The 22,358-nt window shown below is 64.0% G+C and carries 18 protein-coding genes; 8 read left to right on the forward strand and 10 right to left on the reverse strand.

All coding sequences use genetic code 11. The features are described from left to right. Window positions 1–46 precede the first annotated feature (46 nt). The 3 genes from J2Z31_RS20485 to J2Z31_RS20495 all read left to right on the forward strand — a co-directional run bounded on the left by J2Z31_RS20485 (window position 47) and on the right by J2Z31_RS20495 (window position 2,767). On the forward strand, window positions 47–1,000 hold the full coding sequence (locus tag J2Z31_RS20485; RefSeq protein ID WP_209604039.1) for an ABC transporter substrate-binding protein: 954 nt from the start codon (window positions 47–49) through the stop codon (window positions 998–1,000). Between the two features lie 97 nt (window positions 1,001–1,097). Continuing rightward, on the forward strand, window positions 1,098–1,976 hold the full coding sequence (locus tag J2Z31_RS20490) for an ABC transporter permease (protein WP_209604041.1): 879 nt from the start codon (window positions 1,098–1,100) through the stop codon (window positions 1,974–1,976). Further along, a complete protein-coding gene (locus J2Z31_RS20495; RefSeq protein ID WP_209604043.1) occupies window positions 1,973–2,767 on the forward strand; it encodes an ABC transporter ATP-binding protein in 795 nt (264 codons plus the stop codon). The genes J2Z31_RS20490 and J2Z31_RS20495 overlap by 4 nt, the downstream gene beginning before the upstream one ends. 35 nt (window positions 2,768–2,802) lie before the next feature. Here J2Z31_RS20495 and J2Z31_RS20500 read toward each other — a convergent pair whose 3' ends face one another. Continuing rightward, complete coding sequence (locus J2Z31_RS20500; RefSeq protein ID WP_209604045.1) at window positions 2,803–3,444, reverse strand: LysE family translocator; 642 nt, start codon at window positions 3,442–3,444, stop codon at window positions 2,803–2,805. Window positions 3,445–3,609: 165 nt separating this feature from the next. Here J2Z31_RS20500 and J2Z31_RS20505 point away from each other — a divergent pair, with 165 nt between their 5' ends. Next, window positions 3,610–4,827, forward strand: coding sequence for an argininosuccinate synthase (locus J2Z31_RS20505; RefSeq protein WP_209604047.1), 1,218 nt, complete (start codon window positions 3,610–3,612; stop codon window positions 4,825–4,827). 64 nt (window positions 4,828–4,891) lie between these two features. On the opposite strand, the gene J2Z31_RS20510 is transcribed toward J2Z31_RS20505, so the two are convergent. Both J2Z31_RS20510 and J2Z31_RS20515 read right to left on the reverse strand, forming a co-directional pair. Next, on the reverse strand, window positions 4,892–6,130 hold the full coding sequence (locus J2Z31_RS20510) for a multidrug effflux MFS transporter (RefSeq protein ID WP_209604049.1): 1,239 nt from the start codon (window positions 6,128–6,130) through the stop codon (window positions 4,892–4,894). Window positions 6,131–6,228: 98 nt separating this feature from the next. Next, a complete protein-coding gene (locus J2Z31_RS20515; RefSeq protein ID WP_209604051.1) occupies window positions 6,229–6,663 on the reverse strand; it encodes a metallopeptidase family protein in 435 nt (144 codons plus the stop codon). Between the two features lie 141 nt (window positions 6,664–6,804). On the opposite strand from J2Z31_RS20515, the gene J2Z31_RS29390 reads away from it, so the two are divergent. The 4 genes from J2Z31_RS29390 to J2Z31_RS20530 all read left to right on the forward strand — a co-directional run bounded on the left by J2Z31_RS29390 (window position 6,805) and on the right by J2Z31_RS20530 (window position 13,270). Next, window positions 6,805–7,779 carry an ImuA family protein gene (locus J2Z31_RS29390; RefSeq protein WP_234939550.1) on the forward strand — a complete coding sequence of 325 codons (975 nt, stop codon included), beginning with the start codon at window positions 6,805–6,807 and terminating at the stop codon, window positions 7,777–7,779. A 40-nt stretch (window positions 7,780–7,819) separates the two neighbouring features. After that, entirely contained in the window at window positions 7,820–9,304 is a 1,485-nt protein-coding gene (locus J2Z31_RS20520; protein ID WP_234939565.1) for a Y-family DNA polymerase, read from the forward strand. Then, window positions 9,301–12,648 carry an error-prone DNA polymerase gene (locus tag J2Z31_RS20525; RefSeq protein ID WP_209604055.1) on the forward strand — a complete coding sequence of 1,116 codons (3,348 nt, stop codon included), beginning with the start codon at window positions 9,301–9,303 and terminating at the stop codon, window positions 12,646–12,648. Before J2Z31_RS20520 ends, J2Z31_RS20525 begins: the two co-directional genes overlap by 4 nt. A gap of 310 nt (window positions 12,649–12,958) precedes the next feature. Next, entirely contained in the window at window positions 12,959–13,270 is a 312-nt protein-coding gene (locus J2Z31_RS20530; protein ID WP_209604057.1) for a (2Fe-2S)-binding protein, read from the forward strand. Window positions 13,271–13,318: 48 nt separating this feature from the next. On the opposite strand, the gene J2Z31_RS20535 is transcribed toward J2Z31_RS20530, so the two are convergent. The 7 genes from J2Z31_RS20535 to thiP form a co-directional block, all read right to left on the reverse strand. Further along, a complete protein-coding gene (locus J2Z31_RS20535; protein WP_209604059.1) occupies window positions 13,319–13,846 on the reverse strand; it encodes an RNA pyrophosphohydrolase in 528 nt (175 codons plus the stop codon). 45 nt (window positions 13,847–13,891) lie between these two features. After that, on the reverse strand, window positions 13,892–15,106 hold the full coding sequence (locus J2Z31_RS20540; protein WP_209604061.1) for a divergent polysaccharide deacetylase family protein: 1,215 nt from the start codon (window positions 15,104–15,106) through the stop codon (window positions 13,892–13,894). A gap of 146 nt (window positions 15,107–15,252) precedes the next feature. Then, entirely contained in the window at window positions 15,253–16,575 is a 1,323-nt protein-coding gene (locus tag J2Z31_RS20545; protein ID WP_209604063.1) for a S41 family peptidase, read from the reverse strand. After that, window positions 16,565–17,992 carry a murein hydrolase activator EnvC family protein gene (locus J2Z31_RS20550; protein WP_209604065.1) on the reverse strand — a complete coding sequence of 476 codons (1,428 nt, stop codon included), beginning with the start codon at window positions 17,990–17,992 and terminating at the stop codon, window positions 16,565–16,567. Before J2Z31_RS20550 ends, J2Z31_RS20545 begins: the two co-directional genes overlap by 11 nt. Window positions 17,993–18,209: 217 nt before the next feature. Then, the gene (locus J2Z31_RS20555; RefSeq protein WP_209604067.1) at window positions 18,210–19,721 is read right to left on the reverse strand and encodes a M48 family metalloprotease; all 1,512 of its coding nucleotides are present in this window, start codon (window positions 19,719–19,721) and stop codon (window positions 18,210–18,212) included. A 283-nt stretch (window positions 19,722–20,004) separates the two neighbouring features. Continuing rightward, window positions 20,005–20,718: a thiamine ABC transporter ATP-binding protein gene (locus J2Z31_RS20560; RefSeq protein ID WP_209604069.1), complete on the reverse strand. Its 714-nt coding sequence runs from the start codon at window positions 20,716–20,718 to the stop codon at window positions 20,005–20,007. After that, entirely contained in the window at window positions 20,715–22,349 is a 1,635-nt protein-coding gene (gene thiP / locus J2Z31_RS20565; RefSeq protein ID WP_209604071.1) for a thiamine/thiamine pyrophosphate ABC transporter permease ThiP, read from the reverse strand. Before thiP ends, J2Z31_RS20560 begins: the two co-directional genes overlap by 4 nt. Window positions 22,350–22,358 lie beyond the last annotated feature (9 nt).

Genomic DNA, 22,358 nt, shown 5'->3' on the forward strand with positions numbered 1-22,358 from the left:
AGCGGGACGCATTCTTCAGGCCGCTCGAAAAAACAGGAGGACCCCCATGCGTTCACTTCTCATCGCGCTTGCCGCCACCGTCGCCATCGCGCTGCCAGTGCGCGCCGAGGAGGTGACGGTCGCCGTCACGGCGATCGTCGAGCATCCGGCGCTCGATGCCGCCCGCGACGGCGTCAAGGAAGCGCTTGCCGCCGCCGGCTACAAGGAGGGCGAGAACCTCAAGTTCGTCTATGAATCGGCGCAGGGCAATCCCGCGACCGCCGCGCAGATCGCCCGGCAATTCGCCGGCGATGCGCCGGATGTGATCGTGCCGATCTCGACGCCGTCCGCCCAGGCCGTCGTCTCGGCGATCCGCGACATTCCGGTGGTCTTCACCGCCGTCACCGACCCGCTCGGCGCCCAGCTCGTCAAGGACATGGAAAAGCCCGGTGGCAACGTCACCGGCCTTTCCGACATGTCGCCGATCGCCGACCATGTGGCGCTAATCAAGGAGATCCTGCCCGAGGCGAAGTCGATCGGCTATCTTTACAATTCCGGCGAGGCGAACTCGGTTTCGCTGCTGGCGGTGCTGAAGGAGGAGGCCGAAAAGGCCGGCCTTACCGTGGTCGAATCCGCGGCGACCAAGTCGGCCGAGGTCCAGGGTGCCGCGCGCGCCCTCGTCGGCCGCGCCGACGTGATCTACGTCCCGACCGACAACACGATCGTCTCGGCGCTCGAAGGCGCCGTCGCGGTCGCCGAGGAGAGCAAGCTGCCGCTCTTCACCGCGGATACGGATTCCGTTTCCCGCGGCGCGATCGCCGCGCTCGGCTTCAACTATTTCGACGTTGGCAAACAGACGGGCGAAGTCGTCGTGCGCGTCCTCAAGGGCGAAAATCCGGGTGATATCCCGGTCAAGGTCGCGGCCGGCACCGACCTGGTGGTCAACAAGACTGCTGCCGGCAAGATGGGCGTCACCCTGCCGGAAAGCGTTCTTTCCCGCGCCACCCGCGTGATCGAGTAACGGTTTCCGTCTGCCGCCCCGCGCCTGCGGGACGGGTTCACATGAAGAGGAATGAGGTTCCGCGGCCACGCGGAATCGAGAGAGAGGACTACCGGCGTTGAGTCAAATCGCTTTCTGGGGAGCCGTCGAGCTCGGGCTCGTCTATGCCTTCATCGCCGTCGGCGTCTTTCTCGCCTTCCGGGTGCTCGACTTTCCGGACCTGACGGTGGACGGCTCGTTCCCGCTCGGCGCGGCGGTGACGGCGGTGCTGATCATCTCCGGCATCAATCCGTGGCTCGCCGCGGCCGTCGCCATGGCCGCAGGCGCTGCCGCCGGCCTCGTCACCGCGCTCCTCAACGTGCGCTTCCGCATCCTCAACCTGCTTGCCTCGATCCTGACGATGATCGGGCTCTTCTCGATCAATCTGCGCATCATGGGCCGGCCCAATGTCGCGCTGATCAATGCCGAAACCATGCTTTCGCCCTTCTATGGCCTTGGCCTCAGGGACTTTTACGTGCGGCCGTTCTTCGTCGGCATTCTGGTCGTCGTCGCCGTCGTCCTCGTCTGGCGCTTCCTCGAAAGCGACGCGGGCCTGGCGATGCGGGCGACCGGCGCCAATGCCCGCATGGCGCGGGCGCAAGGGGTCGAAACGAGCAGTCAGATCTATCTCGGCATGGCGCTTTCCAACGCGCTCGTCGCGCTCGGCGGGGCGCTCTTTGCCCAGACCAACGGCTTTGCCGACGTGACCTCCGGCGTCGGCACCATCGTCGTCGGCCTGGCGGCGGTGATCATCGGCGAGACCCTGCTCGGCGCCCGCGGCATCCTGATCGCGCTCGTCGGCTGCGTCTTGGGCTCGATCCTCTATCGCATCGCCATCCAGCTCGCGCTTTCGAGCGATGTGCTCGGCCTCAGGGCGTCCGACCTCAACTTGGTCACCGCCGCTCTCGTCACCGTCGCCCTCGTCCTGCCCCGTCTCCGCCGCCGAGGTGTCGCATGATCAACTACAAGGACATCCAGGTCGTCTTCGGCAAGGGCACGCCGCTTGAGAAGCAGGCGCTGAACGGCGTCAGCCTGACCATCGACGAAGGCTCCTTCGTCACGGTGATCGGCTCGAACGGCGCCGGCAAGTCGACCCTGCTCGGCGTGCTCGCCGGCGACGTGATACCGAGCGGCGGACAGGTGACGATCGGCGACACGGACGTGACCCGCAAGGGAACCGCGGCGCGCGCCGGCCTCGTCGCCCGCGTCTTCCAGGACCCGCTCGCCGGCAGCTGCGGCGCGTTGTCGATCGAGGAAAACCTGGCGCTTGCCGCCCGGCGCGGCGAAAGTCGCGGGCTTACGCCGGCGCTCGGGGTCAAGCGCCGCGAGCATTTCCGCGAGCGCATCGCCGAGCTCGGCCTCGGGCTCGAGGATCGCATGGGCGACCGCATGGACCTGCTTTCCGGCGGCCAGCGTCAGGCCGTCTCGCTGGTGATGGCGACGCTCGCCGGCTCGAAGGTGCTGCTGCTCGACGAGCACACCGCCGCGCTCGATCCGGGCATGGCCGAATTCATCATGAACCTTACGCAGAAGTTCGTCTCGGAGCGCAAGCTGACGACGCTGATGGTCACCCATTCGATGCGCCAGGCGCTCGATTTCGGCCATCGCACCATCATGCTGCACGCCGGCGAGATCGTCCTCGACGTTTCGGGCGACAGCCGCAAGACGCTGCAGGTCGAAGACCTGATCGCCATGTTCCGCCGCATCCGCGGCCAGACGCTCGACGACGACGCGCTGCTGATCGGGTGAGTCGACTCGGGCGATAAGTCGCTACTGTCGCAGTCTCACCGCGCCTGGGTCAGGAAGATTTTCACCGCGAAAATCGAAAACACGCCGGCGAAGCTGTAGTCGATCGCCCGCATCACCCGCTTGTTGCGCTGCAGCCACGCGGCAAGCCAGTCGGCGGCGAACACCACGAGCGCGTTGACCGGCATGCCGATGACGATGAAGAAGAATCCGAGGAACAAGAGCTTGCCGGTGACCGCCGGATCGTCGGCGCTGACGAATTGCGGCAGGAAGGTCATGAAGAAGATCACGACCTTGGGGTTCAGGATGTTGACCGAAAAGCCGGTCGCGATGTTCGAAAGCGCGGTGCCCTTCGCTTCCGTGACCTTCGTCACCGACAGGCTGGAACCAAAGCGGATCGCCTGGATCGCGAGCCACAGGAGATAGGCCGCACCGCCGGTCTTCAAGACCAGGAAGGCTGTCGGCGAGGCGGTGATCAGCGCCGAGATGCCGAAGGCGACGAGCAGCGTGTGCACGACGATGCCGAGCCCGGTGCCGACGACGACGAACAGCGCCGCCTTCTTGCCCTGCGCCAGCGCCCGGCTGATCGAGAGCGTCATGTCGGGCCCCGGCGTCGCTGCGAGAAGCAGGCTGGCGGCGGCAAAGGCAAGGAGGGTCGGCAGGCTGGGCACGAAATCCATGGCTAGTCCTCGCGGATGATCTTTGCTGCTACCGCAGGATGGGCGCTTTTGCCAGCAGATTCGTCCGAACGCCGCTGGTTCCGCTTGTATCGCTTCGAGTTCTGGCTAAAGTGCCGCAGATTTTGCACGGGCAGAACCGCCCTTGAGAGCAGACGGACAGACATCATGACATCGCACAAAGACGTGAAAAAGGTCGTTCTCGCCTATTCCGGCGGTCTCGACACCTCGATCATCCTCAAATGGCTGCAGACAGAGCTCGGCGCCGAGGTGGTGACCTTCACTGCCGATCTCGGCCAGGGCGAGGAATTGGAGCCGGCGCGCAAGAAGGCCGAGATGCTCGGCATCAAGGAGATCTATATCGAGGACGTCCGCGAGGAATTCGTCAAGGATTTCGTCTTCCCGATGTTCCGCGCCAATGCGGTCTATGAGGGCATCTACCTGCTCGGCACCTCGATCGCCCGTCCGCTGATCTCCAAGCACCTGATCGACATCGCCAGGAAGACCGGCGCCGACGCGATCGCCCATGGCGCAACCGGCAAGGGCAACGACCAGGTCCGCTTCGAACTTTCCGCCTATGCGCTGAACCCGGACATCAAGATCATCGCTCCGTGGCGCGACTGGTCCTTCAAGAGCCGCACGGAACTGCTCGAATTCGCCGAGAGGCACCAGATCCCGGTCGCCAAGGACAAGAAGGGCGAGGCGCCCTTCTCCGTCGATGCCAACCTCTTGCACTCCTCCTCGGAAGGCAAGGTTCTCGAAGACCCGGCCCAGGAGGCGCCGGAATATGTGCATATGCGCACGATTTCGCCCGAAGCCGCCCCCGATCAGCCGACCGTCATCAAGATCGGCTTCGAGCGCGGCGACGCGGTCTCGATCAACGGCGTGCGCCTGTCGCCGGCAACGCTGCTCGCCAAGCTCAACGAATATGGCCGCGACAACGGCATCGGCCGCATCGACCTCGTCGAGAACCGCTTCGTCGGCATGAAGTCGCGCGGCGTCTACGAGACCCCCGGCGGCACGATCCTGCTCGCCGCCCACCGCGCGATCGAGAGCGTCACGCTCGACCGCGGCGCAGCACACCTGAAGGACGAGCTGATGCCGCGCTATGCCGAGCTCATCTATTACGGCTTCTGGTTCTCGCCGGAGCGCGAGATGCTGCAGGCGGCGATCGATAAGAGCCAGGAGCATGTGGAAGGCGAAGTGACGCTGAAGCTCTACAAGGGCAACGTCATGGTGATCGGCCGCGAGAGCGACAAGTCGCTCTATTCCGACAAGCTCGTCACCTTCGAGGACGACCAGGGCGCCTACGACCAGAAGGATGCCGCCGGCTTCATCAAGCTCAATGCGCTGCGCCTGCGCACGCTTGCCGCGCGCAACCGTTGAGTTTGGTAGAGATTTGCAAGAATGCCGCGGCGGAGCGATCCGCCGCGGCATTTTTGATTGGCGCCTATTCCGCCGCGTCCTGCAGAGGCTCTTCGGCAAGCTCCGGCGCCGTTAGAGGTCTAATTCGAACGTTTCTGCGATACCAGAGATAGCTGGCTATCGAAATCAGGCCGAAGCCCGGGATGATCGTTCCAAGCGCCAGCCCCGGCGCGCCGACGAGAGCGGCGAGCGCGCCGCCGACGAGCCCCGCCCCCATCTGGATGAAGCCCATCACCGCCGATGCAGTGCCGGCTATATGCGGAAAAGGCGCCATCGCCGCCGTCATCATGTAGGGCATGACATAGGCGATGCCGAAGGCATAGAAGCCGATCGGCACCATCACCGAGAGAAAGCTGGGGGTGAGCCCGTGCATGGTGAAAGCCAGGCCGAAGCTCGCCGCACCGATGAAGAAGAGACCGACTGGCACCAGCGCCTGCGGCGTGAAGCGCCGCATCAGGAGCCGCATGGTGACCGTGCCGGAAAAGAAGAGCCCCGATTGCATCAGCATGCCGACGCCGAATTCGGTGGGCGTCAGGCCGACCTCGCCGATCAGCACGAAGGGCAGCATCGTCGCCCAGGCATAGAGCGCGCCGACCGCGCCGCCGATCACCAGCGTCGAAGAAATGAAGCGGCTGTCCGTCATCAGTTCGCGGTAGGCGCCGAGGATCGGCCGCAGCCGCCCCTTGTCGCGGTCTGGCACCGCCGTTTCAGCCATGAAGAACTGCACGATGAAACAGGCCATCAGCGCGAAACCGACCATCAGCAAGAAGATCGACTGCCAGCCGAAGAGCCCGAGCGCGATGCCGCCGAGCGTCGGCGAGACCGCGGGACCCAGCGCGAGCATCATGCCGATCATGTTCATGATGCGCGCGGCCGTGGTGCCGGTGAACTGGTCGCGAACGATGGCGCGCGCCACCGTCATGCCGACGGAGGCGCCGATCCCCTGCACAAGCCGTCCGGCAAGCAGCACCGCAACCGAGGGGGCAAAAGCCGCCATCAGGCTGCCGGCGAGATAGATCGCCATGAAGATCAACGTCGCGCGGCGCCGGCCGATGACATCGGAAAGCGTGCCGGAAACGAGCTGGGCAAAGGCGAAGCCGCCGAAATAGAGCGACAGCGTCATCTTGATCGCCGCTTCGGTCGAGGAAAAGGCGCGGACGAGCTCCGGCATCGCCGGGGTATAGAGCGCCATCGAAACGGGACCGAGCGCCACGAGGAAGGCACCGATGACGCTCGTGCGCCGCTCGCTCATCCTGAGGGTCACGCGTGAACTCCTGTGCCTTTTCGGGAGGACATTGGGCGTGGATACGGCGAAAACGGCCCGCCCTTTGTCTTGCCGCGTTTCGTGCGACTTCAGGTGGTCTAACCGCCCAGATGCTCCACGCTCGCCTCGATCCGCTCCATGTCGTCGTCGGAGAGGCCGAAATGGTGGCCGATCTCATGGATCAGCACATGGGTGATGATATCGCCGAGCGTTTCGTCGTTCTCCGCCCAGTAATCGAGGATCGGCCGGCGGTAGAGGATGATCCGGTTCGGGAATTCGCCGGTTTCCATGGTGAAGCGTTCGCCGATGCCGCGGCCTTCGAACAGGCCGAGCAGATCGAAAGGCGTCTCGAGCGCCATGTCTTCGAAGACATCGTCGCTCGGGAAATCGGCGACTTCGATGATGAGATCCGTCGTCAGCTTGCGGAATTCCTGCGGCAGGTGGCTGTAGGCTTCAAACGCAAGCTGTTCGAATGTCGTAAGCGTCGGTGCGTGGCGTTCCCGCCAATCTTCGGTCTGGTCAATGCGGGCCATGGGCACTCCTTGTTGCCCTCATATAGCCGTTTCGCCTTTGTTTTTCGAGTGTTGAATTCCAGCGGCCTTGGCCAAGGAATAAATTCTTATATCATGGCTGTTGACTCTTCCGGCAAGCTCTGGAATCCATAGGAACATAACATGAACAAAACTATGGGAGTGACCGTCATGGCCGAAAACGCCGTGCAACGGCAAACCATTCTTTCCCTTCGTGAGACCATAGCACGGATCGAAAACGGTTGCCCTCCCGCCGCCATGCCGACAACCCTTGCGCCCGATCCTGCCGGCTTCCGCCGGGAGGGAGCATCGCATCGCAAGGCCCTGCCGCTTGGCATTCCGCCGCTTGACGGGGCGCTCAAAGGCGGGCTGCCGCTCGAAGGTCTGACCGAAATCCGCAATGCCGAAACCCGCGATGCGGGAGCGGCTGCCGGCTTCGTCACAGCGCTTGCGGTGCTTTACCAGCAGGAGCGGAAAAGCAAGGGCCATCTGGGCCCGGTCCTTTGGATCAGCCAGGCACTCGCCGCCCGCGAGGCCGGGCATCCTTATGCGCCAGGGCTCAAATCCTTTGGGCTCGATGCCGAGCGCTTCCTCTTCGTCTCCGCGCGTACGGTCAAGGATGCGCTTTGGATCACCGAGACGGCGCTTTCCGTGCCGGTCTTTGCCGCAATCGTCCTGGAAATCCGCGGCAATCCCGCCTCTCTCGCCTTGAGCGAAAGCCGGCGCCTGCACGTCAAGGCGCGGGCCGGCAAAGTGCCGCTTCTCCTCTTCCGCCAGGCCGGCGAGGAGGAGGCGAGCAGTGCCTTCTTCCGCTTCAGGATCAGGCCGGCCCCGGCCGGCGAGCGCCCCCTCCCCGACGGCTCGGTGCTTTGCGGCAGCATCGGCCACCCCGCCTTTCACCTCCTTGTCGAAAAAAGCAGGGCCTACGCCTCGCACGACATTTTTCTCGAATGGAACGCCCATGACCGCCGCTTCTATCCCATCGACGAGCGCCGGAACGCCGCTCTTCAGACAAACGACCAGCCAGAGAATCCTGTCGATCCACTTTCCGCATCTGCCGGCCGATCGCGTGGCGCGCAGCCGCTGGGGCGCCTCCTGGCTTTCGCGCGGGCGTCCTGATCATCCGCCGGTCGTCTTTGTCGCGAAGATCGACAATGCCATGCGCCTCGTGGCGCTCGATGCGCTGGCCGAGCGGATCGGCCTGAAGCGCGGCCAGGGGGCGGCGGAAGCCCGCGCCATGTGTCCGTCGCTCGACGTGATCGCCGCCGATCCTCCGGCCGACCAGGCCTTTCTGGAAGCGCTTGCCGACTGGTGCGACCGCTATACGCCGCTCGTCGCGCTCGACGGCAAGGACGGCCTGTTCCTCGACATCACCGGTTGCGCCCATCTTCACGGCGGCGAGAAGGGGCTGGTCAGCGATATGCTCTCGCGGCTCTTTGCCCTTGGGGTCGAGGCACGCGCGACCGTCTCCTCCTCCGCCGGCCTCTCCTGGGCGGCTGTCCGCTATGGCCATGTCGACGTCATTGCCCCCGAGGAGGCCGATCGGGTGCTGGCGCCCTTGCCGGTTGCAGCACTTCGCCTGCCTGAGGAAACCGCCGCCGCACTCGAGCGCGTCGGGCTGAAGGAAATCGGCGACCTTCTCGAAGCGCCGCGCGCGCCCATTGCTCGCCGTTTCGGTTCCCTTCTTCTCCTCAGGCTCGACCAGGCGAGAGGCCAGGCGGACGAGCCGCTCTCGCCCCGCCTGCCGGTACCGAGCTTTTCCGCCGAGCGCCGCCTTGCCGAACCGTTGATCGACGAGGAGCATGTTCTCGAACTCACCCGGCATCTCGCCAAGGACGTCCGCTCATCGCTCGAGCGGCAGGGCGAAGGCGGGCGGCTGTTCGAGCTTCTCCTGTTTCGCGTCGACGGGCGGGTGTTCCGCGTCAAGGCGCATGCGGCCGTTGCCTTGAATGACGCGGAGCGGATCGCGGCGCTCTTTCGCGAGCGTCTGCAGGCTATCCATGACGATCTCGACGCCGGATACGGCTTCGAAATCCTCCGGCTTGCCGTTCTGAGGAGCGAGAGGCGCGATCCCGCCCAAAAGGATTTTTCCGGCGTTCCCGACGAAAGCCAGCCGCTTGCCGCCTTCGTCGACAAGGTTTCCGCCCGCTTCGGGCCGGATTGCCTGATGCAGGCGGCCTTTGCCGAAAGCCATCTTCCGGAGCGGGCGGGCGGGTTTGTCCCATTGCGGAATATCGCGGCCGTCATGGATGCTCCCGCGCAAGGCAAGGTTTTTCCCGAAGGCGGGGCTTTTCCGGAAAGCGGGGTTTTTCCGGAAAGCGGGGTTTTTCCGGAAAGCGGGGTTTTTCCGGAAAATCGCCCTTTGCGGATTTTTGCCCATCCCGAACCGGTGGAGGCGACGGCCGAAGTGCCGGAAGGTGCTCCGCGCAGCTTCAACTGGCGCAAGACCCGTTATCGCGTTACCCGTGCCGAAGGCCCGGAACGCATCGCCGCCGAATGGTGGGTCGTCGGGGAAGATCATCCGACCCGCGACTATTTCCGGGTCGAGGATCAGGAAGGCCGGCGCTTCTGGCTTTTCCGCGAAGGCCTTTATGAAAGGGAAGTCACCTCAGCCCGCTGGTACATGCATGGAGTTTTCGCATGAGCGCGGAGCCGATCTTCTACGAGCTTGGCGCGCGAACGAACTTCTCCTTCCTCGAAGGGGCGGCACCGGCCGAGGAGATGATCGTCTTTGCCAAGAAGGTCGGGCTTTCGGGCCTCGGCATTGCCGACCGCAACAGCGTGGCCGGCGTCGTCCGGGCCCATGCCAAGGCGAAAATGGAAGATTATCCCTTCCAGCCGGGCGCCCGGCTCGTTTTTGCCGACGGCACGCCGGATATCCTCGCCTATCCCAGGAACCGGCGGGGCTGGGGACATCTCTGTCGCCTGCTCAGCGCTGGGAACCTGCGCTCGAAGAAGGGCGACTGCACGCTCTATCTTGCCGATCTCCTCGAATGGCAGGAGGACCTTCTCCTGATCGTCCTGCCGGGCAACGCGCGGCCGAAGCCGCAATCCTTGGAGGCCCTTCTTGAAAAATTGCAGGAGCCCGCGGGCAATCGGCTCCACCTTGGCCTGACGCCGCGTTACGACGGCTTCGACCGGCATGATTTCGCCGTTCTGGCAGCAATCGCCCGCAAGCGCGATGTCCGGCTCATCGCCACCAATGACGCGCTCTACCACGATCCGCATTATCGACCGCTTGCCGATGTCGTGACTGCCATACGCGAGCATGTGACGATCATGAGCGCCGGCTTCCTCATCCAGAAGAATGCCGAAAGGCATCTGAAGGGCCCAAGCGAAATGGCGCGGCTTTTCAGCGACCATCCCGAGGCGATCGCCAATACGAGCCGGTTTTTCAAGCGGCTCTCCTTCAGCCTCGACGAGCTCAGTCACCAATATCCGGATGAGAATGCCACGGGCGAGACCCCGGCCGAAAGCCTGCGCAGGCTCGTCGCGGAAGGGGCGGTGGAACGCTATCCCGAGGGTGTGCCGGAAAAAGTCAAACAGCAGATCGATTACGAGCTCGAGCTCATCCACGAGAAGAAGTACGAGCCCTATTTCCTGACCGTGCACAAGCTGGTGAGGTTTGCCCGCAGCGAGAACATCCTCTGCCAGGGCCGAGGGTCGGCGGCCAATTCCTCCGTCTGCTTCTGCCTCGGCATCACCGATGTCGATCCGCAGAAGTTCACGCTGCTCTTCGACCGCTTCCTGTCGAAGGACCGCGACGAGCCGCCGGACATCGATGTCGATTTCGAGCATGAGCGGCGCGAAGAGGTCATCCAATATATCTACCGCACCTATGGCAGGGAGCATGCGGGGCTTACCGCCGCGGTGATCAGCTACCGCTCGCGCTCGGCGGGCCGCGAGGTCGCCAAGGCCTTCGGCCTTTCGGAAGACGTGCAATCGGCACTCGTCAGCTCCATCTGGGGCTGGGGAACCTCGCCCTTCACGGAAGAGCAGGCCAAGGGGGCAGGCCTCGACATGGCCGATCCGCTGACGCGGCGCGTCCTTGCCTATGCAAGCCTGCTCATGAACTTTCCGCGCCATCTCTCCCAGCATGTCGGCGGCTTCGTCATCACCCGCGACCGTCTCGACGAGGTCGTGCCGATCATGAACACGGCCATGCCCGACCGTTACATGATCGAGTGGGACAAGGACGATCTCGATCAGTTGAAGATCCTCAAGGTCGACGTGCTGGCGCTCGGCATGCTGACCTGCCTCGCCAAGGCCTTCAAGCTTTTAAAAGCGCATTACGGCGAGCCGAAAATTTTGGCCGATCTCTACCAGGACCAGAAACCGGCCGTTTACGACATGATCTGCCGGGCCGACACGGTCGGGGTTTTCCAGATCGAAAGCCGCGCGCAGATGAGCATGCTGCCGCGCCTCAGACCGCGCGAGATGTACGATCTGGTGATCGAAGTCGCGATCGTCCGCCCCGGACCGATCCAGGGCGACATGGTGCATCCCTATCTGAAGCGGCGCGAGGCTGAGCGCCGGGGCGAGCCGGTCGAATATCCGAGCCCGGAACTGAAGGCGGTTCTGAAGAGGACGCTGGGCGTGCCTTTGTTCCAGGAACAGGCGATGCAGATCGCGATCACCGCCGCCGGTTTCTCACCGAGCGAAGCCGATCGCCTGCGCCGCGCCATGGCGACCTTCAAGCGGACGGGCACGATCCATACCTTCGAGCGGAAGATGATCGATGGCATGGTCAAGAACGGCTACGATCCGGAATTTGCCGAGCGCTGCTTCAACCAGATCAAGGGTTTCGGCGAATACGGCTTTCCCGAAAGCCATGCCGCCTCCTTCGCCTCCCTCGTCTATGCCTCGTCCTGGTTCAAGGCTTATTATCCGGATATCTTCTGCGCCGCGCTTTTGAATTCGCAGCCAATGGGCTTCTATGCGCCCGCCCAGCTCGTGCGCGATGCCCGCGAGCACGCGGTCAAGGTTCTGCCGGTCGATATCAATCATTCGGATTGGGACGCCCTCCTCGAGGGCGAGGACATGTTCGAAAGGAATGCGATCGACCCGCGCCATGCGCAAATGCGGGACGTCATCAAATCCCGGAAAGCCGTCCGGCTGGGCTTCCGGCTGGTCAAGGGGTTGAGCCGAACGGATATGGAGGCGCTGGTTGCCCGCCGCGGCGAAGGATACCGCTCCGTCCACGATCTCTGGATCCGCTCCGGCTTGACCCGGTCCGTCCTGGAGCGCCTGGCGGATGCCGATGCCTTCCGCTCGATCGGGCTCGACCGACGGGCGGCTCTCTGGGCGGTGAAGGCGCTGAACGAAGCCTCCGCGGTCGAGCGGCTGCCACTTTTCGATGGGGCAAGCTGCGATGACCTGCAGGTCGAACCCGTGGTCGCCCTGCCCGAGATGCCCGCCGGCGAACATGTCATCCATGACTATCGAACCCTGACGCTCTCGCTCAAGGCCCATCCGGTCTCCTTCATGCGGCAGGATTTTGCGCGCATGGGCATTACTTGCAGCCGCGATCTGGCGAGGACGCCAGCGGGAAGACGGGTGACGGTGGCAGGCGTCGTGCTCGTCCGCCAGCGCCCGGGTTCGGCCAATGGCGTCATCTTCATGACCATCGAGGACGAGACCGGCGTTTCCAACATCATCGTCTGGGAAAGGACGTTCCGGAAATATCGGCCTGAGGTCATGGGATCGCGGCTCGTGAAGGTGCGCGGCCGTCTGCAGAGCGAAAGCGGCGTCATCCATGTCGTTGCCGAATATATCGAGGACATGACGCCGATGCTCGGCCTGCTGCGCAACGAGGCGCGGCGGTTCGGCAAGAGCGAGCGGGCGGACGAGACCCTCAGGCCGACGGCAGATGCCCGCGACAAGAGAAAGCTGCAGCAACTGCGCTCGGCCCAGCCTACCCCCGAGCGGCAGCCGGATGCCGCCTCCGACGTGGCCGAAGTGATGCCGAAGGGGCGCAATTTCCACTGACGTGCCCTGGCCGGCAACGGACAACCGCATCCGAACCCCCGCAATATCAGGCCACACAACATCAGGCTCCCTTCACAGCCAAGCGGCTGTGTAAAAATGTCGCAGGCCGAGCGCCGGGACCTGTCGATCCATCCATTAGGCAGTGTGCCTTAGAATCACCCGATAACTGAAAACACGTAGCTTTTTGCCAAGTTTAGAACGACTCTAATGCCAGAACCTATCTTTTGTCTGGCAGTTTTTTGTTGACGGAAAACATCCTCTTTTGTTTTATGGAGCTGTTCAGGGCGTTGCGTTCGACGGGCAAGACGAAATGCTGGTTTGCAGTTGCAATTTCATCACCGACAAAGACATTGAAGACACGATCGTTAGCCTCCTCGACGAGGACTGCTGGCAACTGATCGTGCCGGCCAAAGTCTATCATGCGATGGAAAAACGCGGCCGTTGCTGCGGCTGCTTCCCGAACGTCGTCGATATCATCATCCGCACCACCGAAGCCTATCACGCCCAGCGCGACTCGACGGAAGCCGAGGTTTTCGACTTCATGACCCGCCTCAAGGAATTCCATGAGGAGAATCGAAGGGCGGATGTTGAAAGGCGACGCAAGGCTCATCGAGCAGCATAACGCAGCGCTCATATCGGCGCAGCCTTTGAGCGAGGCGGATATCGGCCCTCAACGCGCCAAATGCTGAAAGGCGGCGACGACCTCCTCATAGGCCTTGCGCTTGAACGGCACGATCAGGCCGGGCAACTCGTGCATCGGCTTCCATTCCCAGGCATCGAATTCGGGATCGTGGCCACCCGGCGGCGGGTTGATGGCGATCTCGCTCTCGTCGCCTTCGAAACGGAAGGCATACCAGCGCTGCGTCTGGCCGCGATATTTGCCCTTGAGCCCGATGCCCACCAGGTGCGCCGGCAGGTCGTAATTGATCCAGTGCGGCGCTTCGGCAAGAAGCGAAACCGTGCGCATGCCGGTCTCCTCATAAAGCTCGCGATAGGCTGCTTCGAGCGGTTCCTCGCCCTCGTCGATGCCGCCCTGCGGCATCTGCCAGAGCTGCGGCGAACCGTCATATTCAGAATTGCCGGCGGCAAGCCGATGGCCGGCCCAGACAAGGCCGGCCTGGTTCAGAACCATGACGCCGACACAGGGGCGATAGGGCAGGTCCCCTGCATTCACTATCTTGCCTTTGTGCTTGCCCATATCGTCCATCCTTTGACTTCCACCGATTGCCGACGCGATCATGGATCAGTTCTGTTGCGGGTCGTTGACGAGCGCCGAAACGCCGACGAATTCGATGCCGCGCCCTCCGGCCTCTTCCATCCACTTCGCGATCGCCGCCACGCTTTCGTCGAAAGCCGAGGCGACGCCGATCGCCGCGCCGTTGCGCCGCGCGATGCGTTCGAGCTGGTCGAGCTTGCGCAGGATCGCGTCATGCCTGAGCTCGGCGTCGAGGACGGCATCGGCGAATCCGTGCGGCACGTCGAAGGCGCCGGCGAGCGTGCCGGAGAGGGATTGCGCCGCGGTGCCGTCGTCGAGGAACAACAGGCCGCGCCTGCCAAGATCGCGCATGACCGGCTCGAGCGCATCGGCGTCGGAGAGAAACCGTCCGCCGAGATAGTTCATGATCCCGGTATAGTTGGTGATCTGTCCCATGCTTCGGTGCAGTTCGGCGAGATTCTTCTCGGCCCCGCGGGATACGATGAGCGCGTGTGGGCCCGGATCGCTGTCGGGATAGTCGAATGGCTCCATCGGGATCTGCAAAAGAATCTCATGGCCGTCGCGCCGAGCCTCCTGCATCCAGCGCTGCAGGCTGTTACCGGCGGCGGCAAAAGCGAGGGTCACCTCCGGGGGCAGTTCGCGGATCGCGCGCTGCGTTCCCGTCTGGCTCAGTCCGAGGCCTCCGACGACGAGGCCTATGCGCGTGCCACGGGCGCCGGACCAGGCGCGTGCATATTGATCCATCGGCCGCAGCCCGTCCGGACCGGCGATCGGCAGCCGGCCCTCCGGCGTGTCCTCGAGCAGATCTTCATTTGGAATAGCGGCCATGCGGGGGTCCTGCCCGCGCGTCGGGACGCCACTGATCAACGCCGGACCGCCACCGTCGCGCGATCGCGGCGAATATTTCGTGACCGTCGTGCCGTCACTCGTCAGCACTTCCTCGATATGCGCGCCCGAGAGCCCGCCGGCTCGCCGCATCGTTCCGGCCCTATCCGCCCTTGCGTCGCCGGCCCGCGCTGGAAGAGCCGTCTCCTGAGAGGTCGCGATCGGCGCCCCGCCTTCAGCCGGGTCCAAGGTGCGGATCAATGGATCAGGGGCGAAGGCGCTCCAACCCGAAAGCGCGATGACGGCAAAGGCGCAAGCGGCGAAGAACATGCGGGCGAGCATTCGGCGTGGATTGCGCTTGCGCGGGACGCTTTGCTTGCGACCCCGGCCAAGGGGAGCATTGAGATCAGTTCCCAAACGGAGCCTCGGTCGCCTCGAATCGCCGGTAAGGTGTGCGCCCGCGAAGAATCATCGCGTCGCAGGCGGCATTGTCGATCCATAATATAAAGGCGCCGGGTTGAATAGCCCGGCGCCCAACTTCTCTCGCAGCCTCTGCCGCAGACTTACTTCTTCAGCTCGGCCTGCTCGGGGTTCGCCGGGAAGGCCGGATCGGTCTTCTTGCCGCGAAGCAGGTCGAGCGCGTGGTTGAGCTGGATGTCGTCCTTGGCCTCCGGCGGCACATAGGCGACCGAGCCGGAGCCTTCCTCCGTTTCGTTCTGCCCCGGGATATGGCCGCGCAGATCGGATTCGCCCTGCGCCTCGATCTTGCCCAGAAGCTCCGGTGGCAGCGGCTGCTCGACCTTGATGTCGGGCGTGATGCCGGTGCCTTGGATCGACTTGCCTGAAGGCGTGTAGTAAAGCGCCGTCGTCAGCCGCAGAGCACCGGCGTCTCCCAGCGGAATGATCGTCTGCACCGACCCCTTGCCGAAGGAGCGCGTGCCTAGAACGGTGGCCCGCTTCATATCCTGAAGTGCGCCCGCCACGATCTCCGATGCCGATGCGGAGCCGCCGTTGACGAGCACGATGACGGGCTTTCCGTCGGTCAGGTCGCCCGGGGTCGCATTGAAGCGGCGGGTCTCGTTCGGATTGCGGCCGCGGGTCGAGACGACCTCGCCGCGCTCCAGGAACGCGTCCGAAACATTGATCGCCTGATCGAGCAGGCCGCCCGGGTTGAGGCGCAGATCGAGAACATAGCCCTTGAGCTTGTCCGCCGGAACTTCCGCCTTGACCTTCTCGATACCCTTCTTCAGGTCATCGGACGTTTTCTCGGTGAAGGAGATCACCCGCAGATAGCCGACGTCACCCTCGACGCGGAATTTCACCGCACGTACGGCGATGATGTCACGAACGATCGTCAGCTCGATCGGCTTGTCCGCGCCCTTGCGCAGAATGGTGAGCTTGATCGGCGTGCCGACGGCGCCGCGCATCTTGTCGACCGCTTCCTCGAGCTTCAGCCCGCGAACGTCCTGCCCGTCGATTTTCGAGATCAGGTCACCGGCAAGCACGCCGGCACGAGCGGCAGGGGTGTCGTCGATGGGGCTCGTCACCTTGACGAGATCTTCCTCCATCGTCACCTCGATGCCGAGGCCGCCGAATTCGCCGCGCGTCTGCGTCCGCATATCCTCGGCGTCCGTCGAGTTCATGTAGCTCGAGTGCGGATCCAGCGACTGCAGCATGCCGTTGATCGCATTTTCGATCAGCTTGTCATCCTGCGGCGGCGTCACGTACTGCGCGCGCACGCGCTCGAACACGTCGCCAAAAATCGCCAACTCCCGGTATGTCGACGAATTGGCCGCCACGGCCGGGATGGTGGCTGAATAGACGACGCCCATCGCCGTCGCCCCCATCAGCGCCCCGACCAGAACAAGTGAAGCCCTACGTATCATTTTGCGCCCTTCCAACCTCTGCTGCGGTCCACCATGGTCGGGAATCAACCGGTTTCCCGTCTTTTCGAAACTCAATGTAAAGTGTCGGCCGGTCCGTTTCCAGCGTTAACGCCGCCGCACTCGCCACTCTTTTTGCCCCCATTGCCGCGACCGGTTCGCCGGCTACGACGAATTGCCCCGGGCGGACGCTGACGCTTTCCATTCCGGCGAGCACGATATGGTAGCCGTCGCCGGGGTTGAGAATGATCATCTGCCCGTAGCTGCGGAAACTGCCGGCATAGACGATCCATCCATCCGCCGGCGTGGTCACCAGCGCGCCCGCATTGGTCTCCAGCATGATCCCCTGCAGCGAATGCCCGGTGCCGTCGGCGTCGCCAAATTGCCGCAGGAGCGAACCTGCAACCGGATAGCTGAGCTTCTCCCGCAACTCGGAAAACACATATGCGGGCGCAATGCGGTTTTTGTCGGGCACGGCGCCCTTGGCAAGCTCCCGCGCCGCCTCGCGCTCGGCCTCGCTCATCCGCCGGCGCTCTTCCTCCTCCGCCTTCGCGGCGGCAGCCGCCTCGCGGACCGAGGAAATCTCCTTCTCGAGAGACGAAATCAGGCCCTCGAGGTTTGTCGCTTGCAGCGCGAGCTCCTCGGCCTTGCGTTGTTCGGCGGCGAGCTCCGCCGCGTTCTGTTGGCGCAGCTTCTCCTTTTCGGCGGCAAGCATCGTCATGCGCCGCTCTTCCTCGAGATTGGCCGTCATCGCCGCCGTCAGCTCCTCGCGCTGGCGGTCGATGCCGCTGCGGATATCGGCAAGCGCCTTCAGATCGGCAAGCAGACTGTCGGTTTGCTGCCGGATTTCCGGAACAACGGCGCCTAGCAGGATCGCGCTTCGGACGGATGCGAGCGCGTCCTCGGGCGTCACCAGTATGGCAGGCGGCGGATTGCGCCCCATGCGCTGAAGGGCGGCAAGCACTTCGGCAAGCACGCCTCGCCGTGCCCTCAGCGACCGCCTGACCGCGTCTTCGTTGACCCGCAACTCACCGAGCTTCTTCTCGCCATCCGCGATCTGCCGCTCCAGGTCCTGACGCTTGCGAGCCGATTCGACGATGGCCGCACGCAGCGCCGCATTGCTTTTGTCGATATCAGCGATGGTCTTTTCCAGCGCCTCGGCGCGCTCACGCGACAGCGTGATCGTCGTCGACAGCGCCTCGAGTTCGCTTCGCGTGCTTTCGCGCCTCAGAGCAAGCGCCGCGGCCGGGTCCTCATGCTCCCGCTCTGCTGCGGGCTCAGCAGCACCGGCAACGACCGCATCCTCGGCGAGCGCCGGGCCAATCGACGACAGGAGAAGCATTGCGATAGCGGCATCACGGCCCACCCGCAGCGCCCGTGCGCTCCGGCTCAAATCGGCATCCTCCCTTGCTTGTCTCATCCTGCATCCGCGAAAATCGGTAAAAGACCCTAAAGCGCCACGCGCTTCTTCAGACGTCGGAATAGATCTGAAAATTTCCCGCGTCTTTCCTCCTGTCAGACACGAAATCCGCCGCACAGAATGGATGAATTCAGTAGGTCCTGAGCCTAATCTGATTTGGCGGACCCACCAACACATATTCTCGTTATCGCTTGGCGCGGGCGCGGGGCAGCCGAGTTCACTCGGAGATGATCTTCACCTTGTCGCCCGGCCTGACGGTGGAGCTTACCTGCATCGCATTGATCAGCCGGAAAAGATCGAGCTTCCGGTCCGTCCCCATCATTCGCGATGCCAGGGTGGCGATCGTTTCGCCGGGTCTCACGGTAACTACGCGGATGCGCAGCGGCCTCAAGGCCTGGATCTCGCTCGTCGTCATCCGGCGGAACGAGTTGCGCAAGTGGCTGGCCGTCGTCTCGAGCGCCGTCGATCCTTTCGGCACGGCCGTCAGGAAGCGGTAGATGCGGTCGTCGATCCGGATCACCGTGACATCGAAGTCCCAGCGGTCGGCAGAAGCGCGCGCGGTCGCCGCTTCGAGGCCGTTGAGGGTGATCGGCTTTATCGTATCCGGCTGCAGACCGGTCACCCAGCCGCTGGCGATGTAATCCGTCAGACTGCGCCGGTTGGCGTCGCCTATGCCGTCGAAGCGGATGGCGATCTCGCCTGGGCCGGTGGCGAGCACCGCCTCGGCCTTGTTGTCGATCTGAAAGCCCATGGGCACGTCGAAGCGAATGCCGAGCTGCCCGTGCAGGAAGGTCTGGCCGCGGACATAGCCCTCCTGCGGGCTGTCTCCATAAAGCAGCCCGTCGATACCGGCGAGATAATAGTCGCGTCCGCGGTCACCGCTCGTGCCTTCGGGCCCGAAGGCGCGCGCATGCCGGCGCGCGAGTTCGACGCGCTGCGGCGCATTCGGGTGGCTTGAGAGGAAGTCGAGGCTCTGGTCCGCTTCCGGGTCGACCGAGGTAAACCGGCTGTAGGCTGCCATGGAATCGAGGAAGCGTGCCGCCGAGTAGGGATCGTAACCGGCCTCACCCAGCATGCGCACGCCGATGACGTCGGCCTGCAGTTCCTGGTTGCGCGAGAAGGCGGCGAGCCGAAGCTTGCCCCGGGCGAGCGCCTGCTTGCCGGCGAGATCGGAAGAGAGCACTTCGGCGACGACTCGGCTGGCAATGACCTCGGCTTCTTCGCGCTGCTGGCGCTGGATGCCGTGATTGGCCGTGACATGTGCCATCTCGTGCGAAAGCACGGCTGCCACTTCCGAGGCGTCATTGGCCAGCGCAAGCAAGCCACGCGTGACGTAGAGATATCCGCCCGGAAGCGCAAAAGCGTTGATTGCCGGGGAATTGAGTATGGTGATGCGATAGGACTGCTGCGGATTTTCGGAGACTGCCGTCAACGCGCCGGTGATGCGGGCGACCAGCCGTTCTGTTTTTGCATCGCGATATTCGCCGCCATAGCTCGCGACGATGCGGGGATGTTCGCGCGCGCCGAGCTGGGCGCGCGGATCGTTCTTCTGCACCTCCGCGACGATCTGCGGATTGGAGGAAGGCGAGACGGTCGGTTCGTAGGTTTGTTCGATCAGTGACTGGCAGGCAGAGAGAAGCGCTCCGGCGGCCAATACAACCACAGATCGTGATGCCCTGCCCCCGCGCCACGCCGGAAACCAGTCGTTTGTGACTGCACGCCTCGTCATACCTCAGCCCACTCTCACCCGCCGATGCCGGCCAGCCTCGCCCGCCGGTGATCATCAACGTTGAAAAATCCTACTTTTTCAGCCGGATAGGGTGGCCGGCGTAGGTCCTTCAGCTACGATTCCTGCTGTACCGATTTCAGCATCGTCTGCCTAGCCGATCCCAATAGAAATAGTTGCCCCGTGATATCGTAGCAACGGACGCGCGAGTAACGCGCGCATCCGCCCGATGTTCCGCGGGTCGCACAGCGGGACGGTCAAATTGTGGCGAAGCGCGAAGATCGCGCTATGCATTGCCGAGAAAGCGGTTGATTGCCGCAGTATCGCGGCGCTCCAGGAAGCGGTCGAGGGGATCATGGACGAGAATATGCCCCTGGTCGAGAAAGAGCACGCTGTCGGAGAGCTGCCTCAAGTCTTCCGGATGATGCGTGATCATCAGGATGGTGTTGCCTTCTTCGCGGTGGAGGTCGGCAAGCAGTTCACGCATTTCCGCTCGCATACCGGGATCGAGGGCGGCGAAGGGCTCGTCAAGCAGGAGCAGCGGCCGGTGCCGCACCACGGCGCGGGCTAGCGCCACCCTCTGCCGTTCGCCTCCGGAAAGCGTCGGCGGCAATCTCCTGCCGAAGCCGACGAGGCCGACTCGTTCGAGCGCCTCGTCGACTCTCTTCAGATCGGCACTGCGCAAGCGGAGCGACGGGCTGATGCCCAGGCCGACATTGGTGGCGACGTCGAGATGGGCGAAAAGGTTGTTTTCCTGAAAGACGACGGAGACCGGCCGTTCGGACGGCGGGCGCCCAGCCATCTCCTCGCCGAAGATGCGGACGGCGCCCCGGTCCGGCGCTTCAAAGCCGGCGATGACGTTGAAGAGCGTCGATTTTCCCGAGCCGGAGGCGCCGGCCACGCCGACGATCTCGCCGGCCCGGACGGTGCAGTCGAAGGCAAGCACCACGGTTTCGAACCGCACTTTCACGCCTTCGAGCCTGACGGCGACGGAGCTCATGGCCGCGCTCCTTCCGGCGATCTCCGCTCGCCCGCCGTGCCGACTATGGTGAGGATAAGACATATGATCCCGAGCATCAGCGCCAGGCCTGCCGCATCGGCGGTTCGATAGCTACCCATGCGGCTGTAGAGCAGCCAGGGCAGGGTCGCGAGTTCCTGCGAGCCGAAGAGCGCGATCGCGCCCAAATCGCCGAGCGACAGCGCGAGCGCGAAGGAAAGGGCCATGAAAATCGGCTTTTGCAGCGGCGGCCAGTCGATCCATCGCAGGCGATGGAAACCGCCGATGCCGAGGCTCGCGGCGAGCCGCTCCGTGCGCGCCGCATGGCTCGCCATGGCCGGGGCGAGGACCCGATGGACAAAGGGCAGCGCCATCAGCGCGTTGATGGCGATGACGACGAAAGGAGCGAAAAGGGAAACGTCGCCGAGAGGGCGCAAGAGCAGGAACCATCCGGCGCCAAGTACTATGGGCGGAGCCAGGAGGACCAACGATGTGCTCGCACCGATCGTGCCGGCGAAGAGCCGCGCCGACATGGAGCGCCTCCTTGCAGGGGTCGTTGGTGCGAGCAGCAAACGTTGCGTGCGGATCATCAGGGCGGCGATCGTCACCGCGATCATTGCGGAGGGCAGCGCGATCAGCACGCTCGTCGCAAGGGCATGATGGAAAGCGCTTTCGCGGACGAGGCGGCTGAGGTCTGCCTGCATGCCGGACCCGACGATGGCGACGAAGGGCGTTCCGACAAAGAACAGCGCGATGATCAGCCAGGCGCGATCCGACATGCGTGACAGCCGGCTCCGCCCATCGAAACGTCGCACCGCCTTGCCGCTCGTCTCGGCCTCTTCGGGCGGCGGTGCCACGAATTTAAGGATGAAAAGCAGCGTGCCCGTGAGCATGATCTGAAGGCCGGCAAGGGCGATCGCCCGCGGCGGGTCGAAATCGAAGCGCAGCGCCTGGTAGATCGCCACTTCGATCGTGCTTGCGGCGGGTCCGCCGCCAAGCGTCAGGACCAGCGTGAAGCTGGTGGCGCAGAGCATGAAGACGAGGCCGGCAACACCCGGCAACAGCCCCCGGAGTACCGGCCATTCGATGAAGCGGAAGACCGCGAGCGAGCCCATGCCGAGATTGGCGGATGTACGCCAATATTCGGCCGGAATGCGCTCCAGCCCGGCAAGCATCAGCCGCGCTGCCAGCGGCATGTTGAAGAAGACGTGGGCAAGCAAGATGCCGAAAAGGCCATAGATACTGATCGCCTCCACCAGTCCGGTCGCGGCAAGCAGCCGGTTGAGGGCGCCCTGCTTGCCCCAGATCTCGATCAGACCGAGCGCGGCAACGAGTGCGGGAAGGCCGAGCGGCAACGCCATCAGGCGCAGCATCCATACCCGGCCGGGAAAAGTTGGCTGACGGGCAAGCGCACGGGCGACGGGAATCGCAAAAAGGATCGACAGCCCCGTCGACAGGCTTGCCTGCAGCAGCGTGAAGCGGCTGACGCGCCAGACATAGGCGTCGAACAGGCCATTGCCGTCGCCACCGCCTTGGACGAGCAGTGCCGCGGCGGCAAGACCGACAAAAAGCAGAATGCCGCAGAGGCTGAAGCCACCGGCGGCAATCGTCAGTCTGTTTTCACGAGCAGCCAATCCAGCTCC

The organism is Sinorhizobium kostiense, assembly GCF_017874595.1.
In the GTDB taxonomy this organism is placed as follows: domain Bacteria; phylum Pseudomonadota; class Alphaproteobacteria; order Rhizobiales; family Rhizobiaceae; genus Sinorhizobium; species Sinorhizobium kostiense.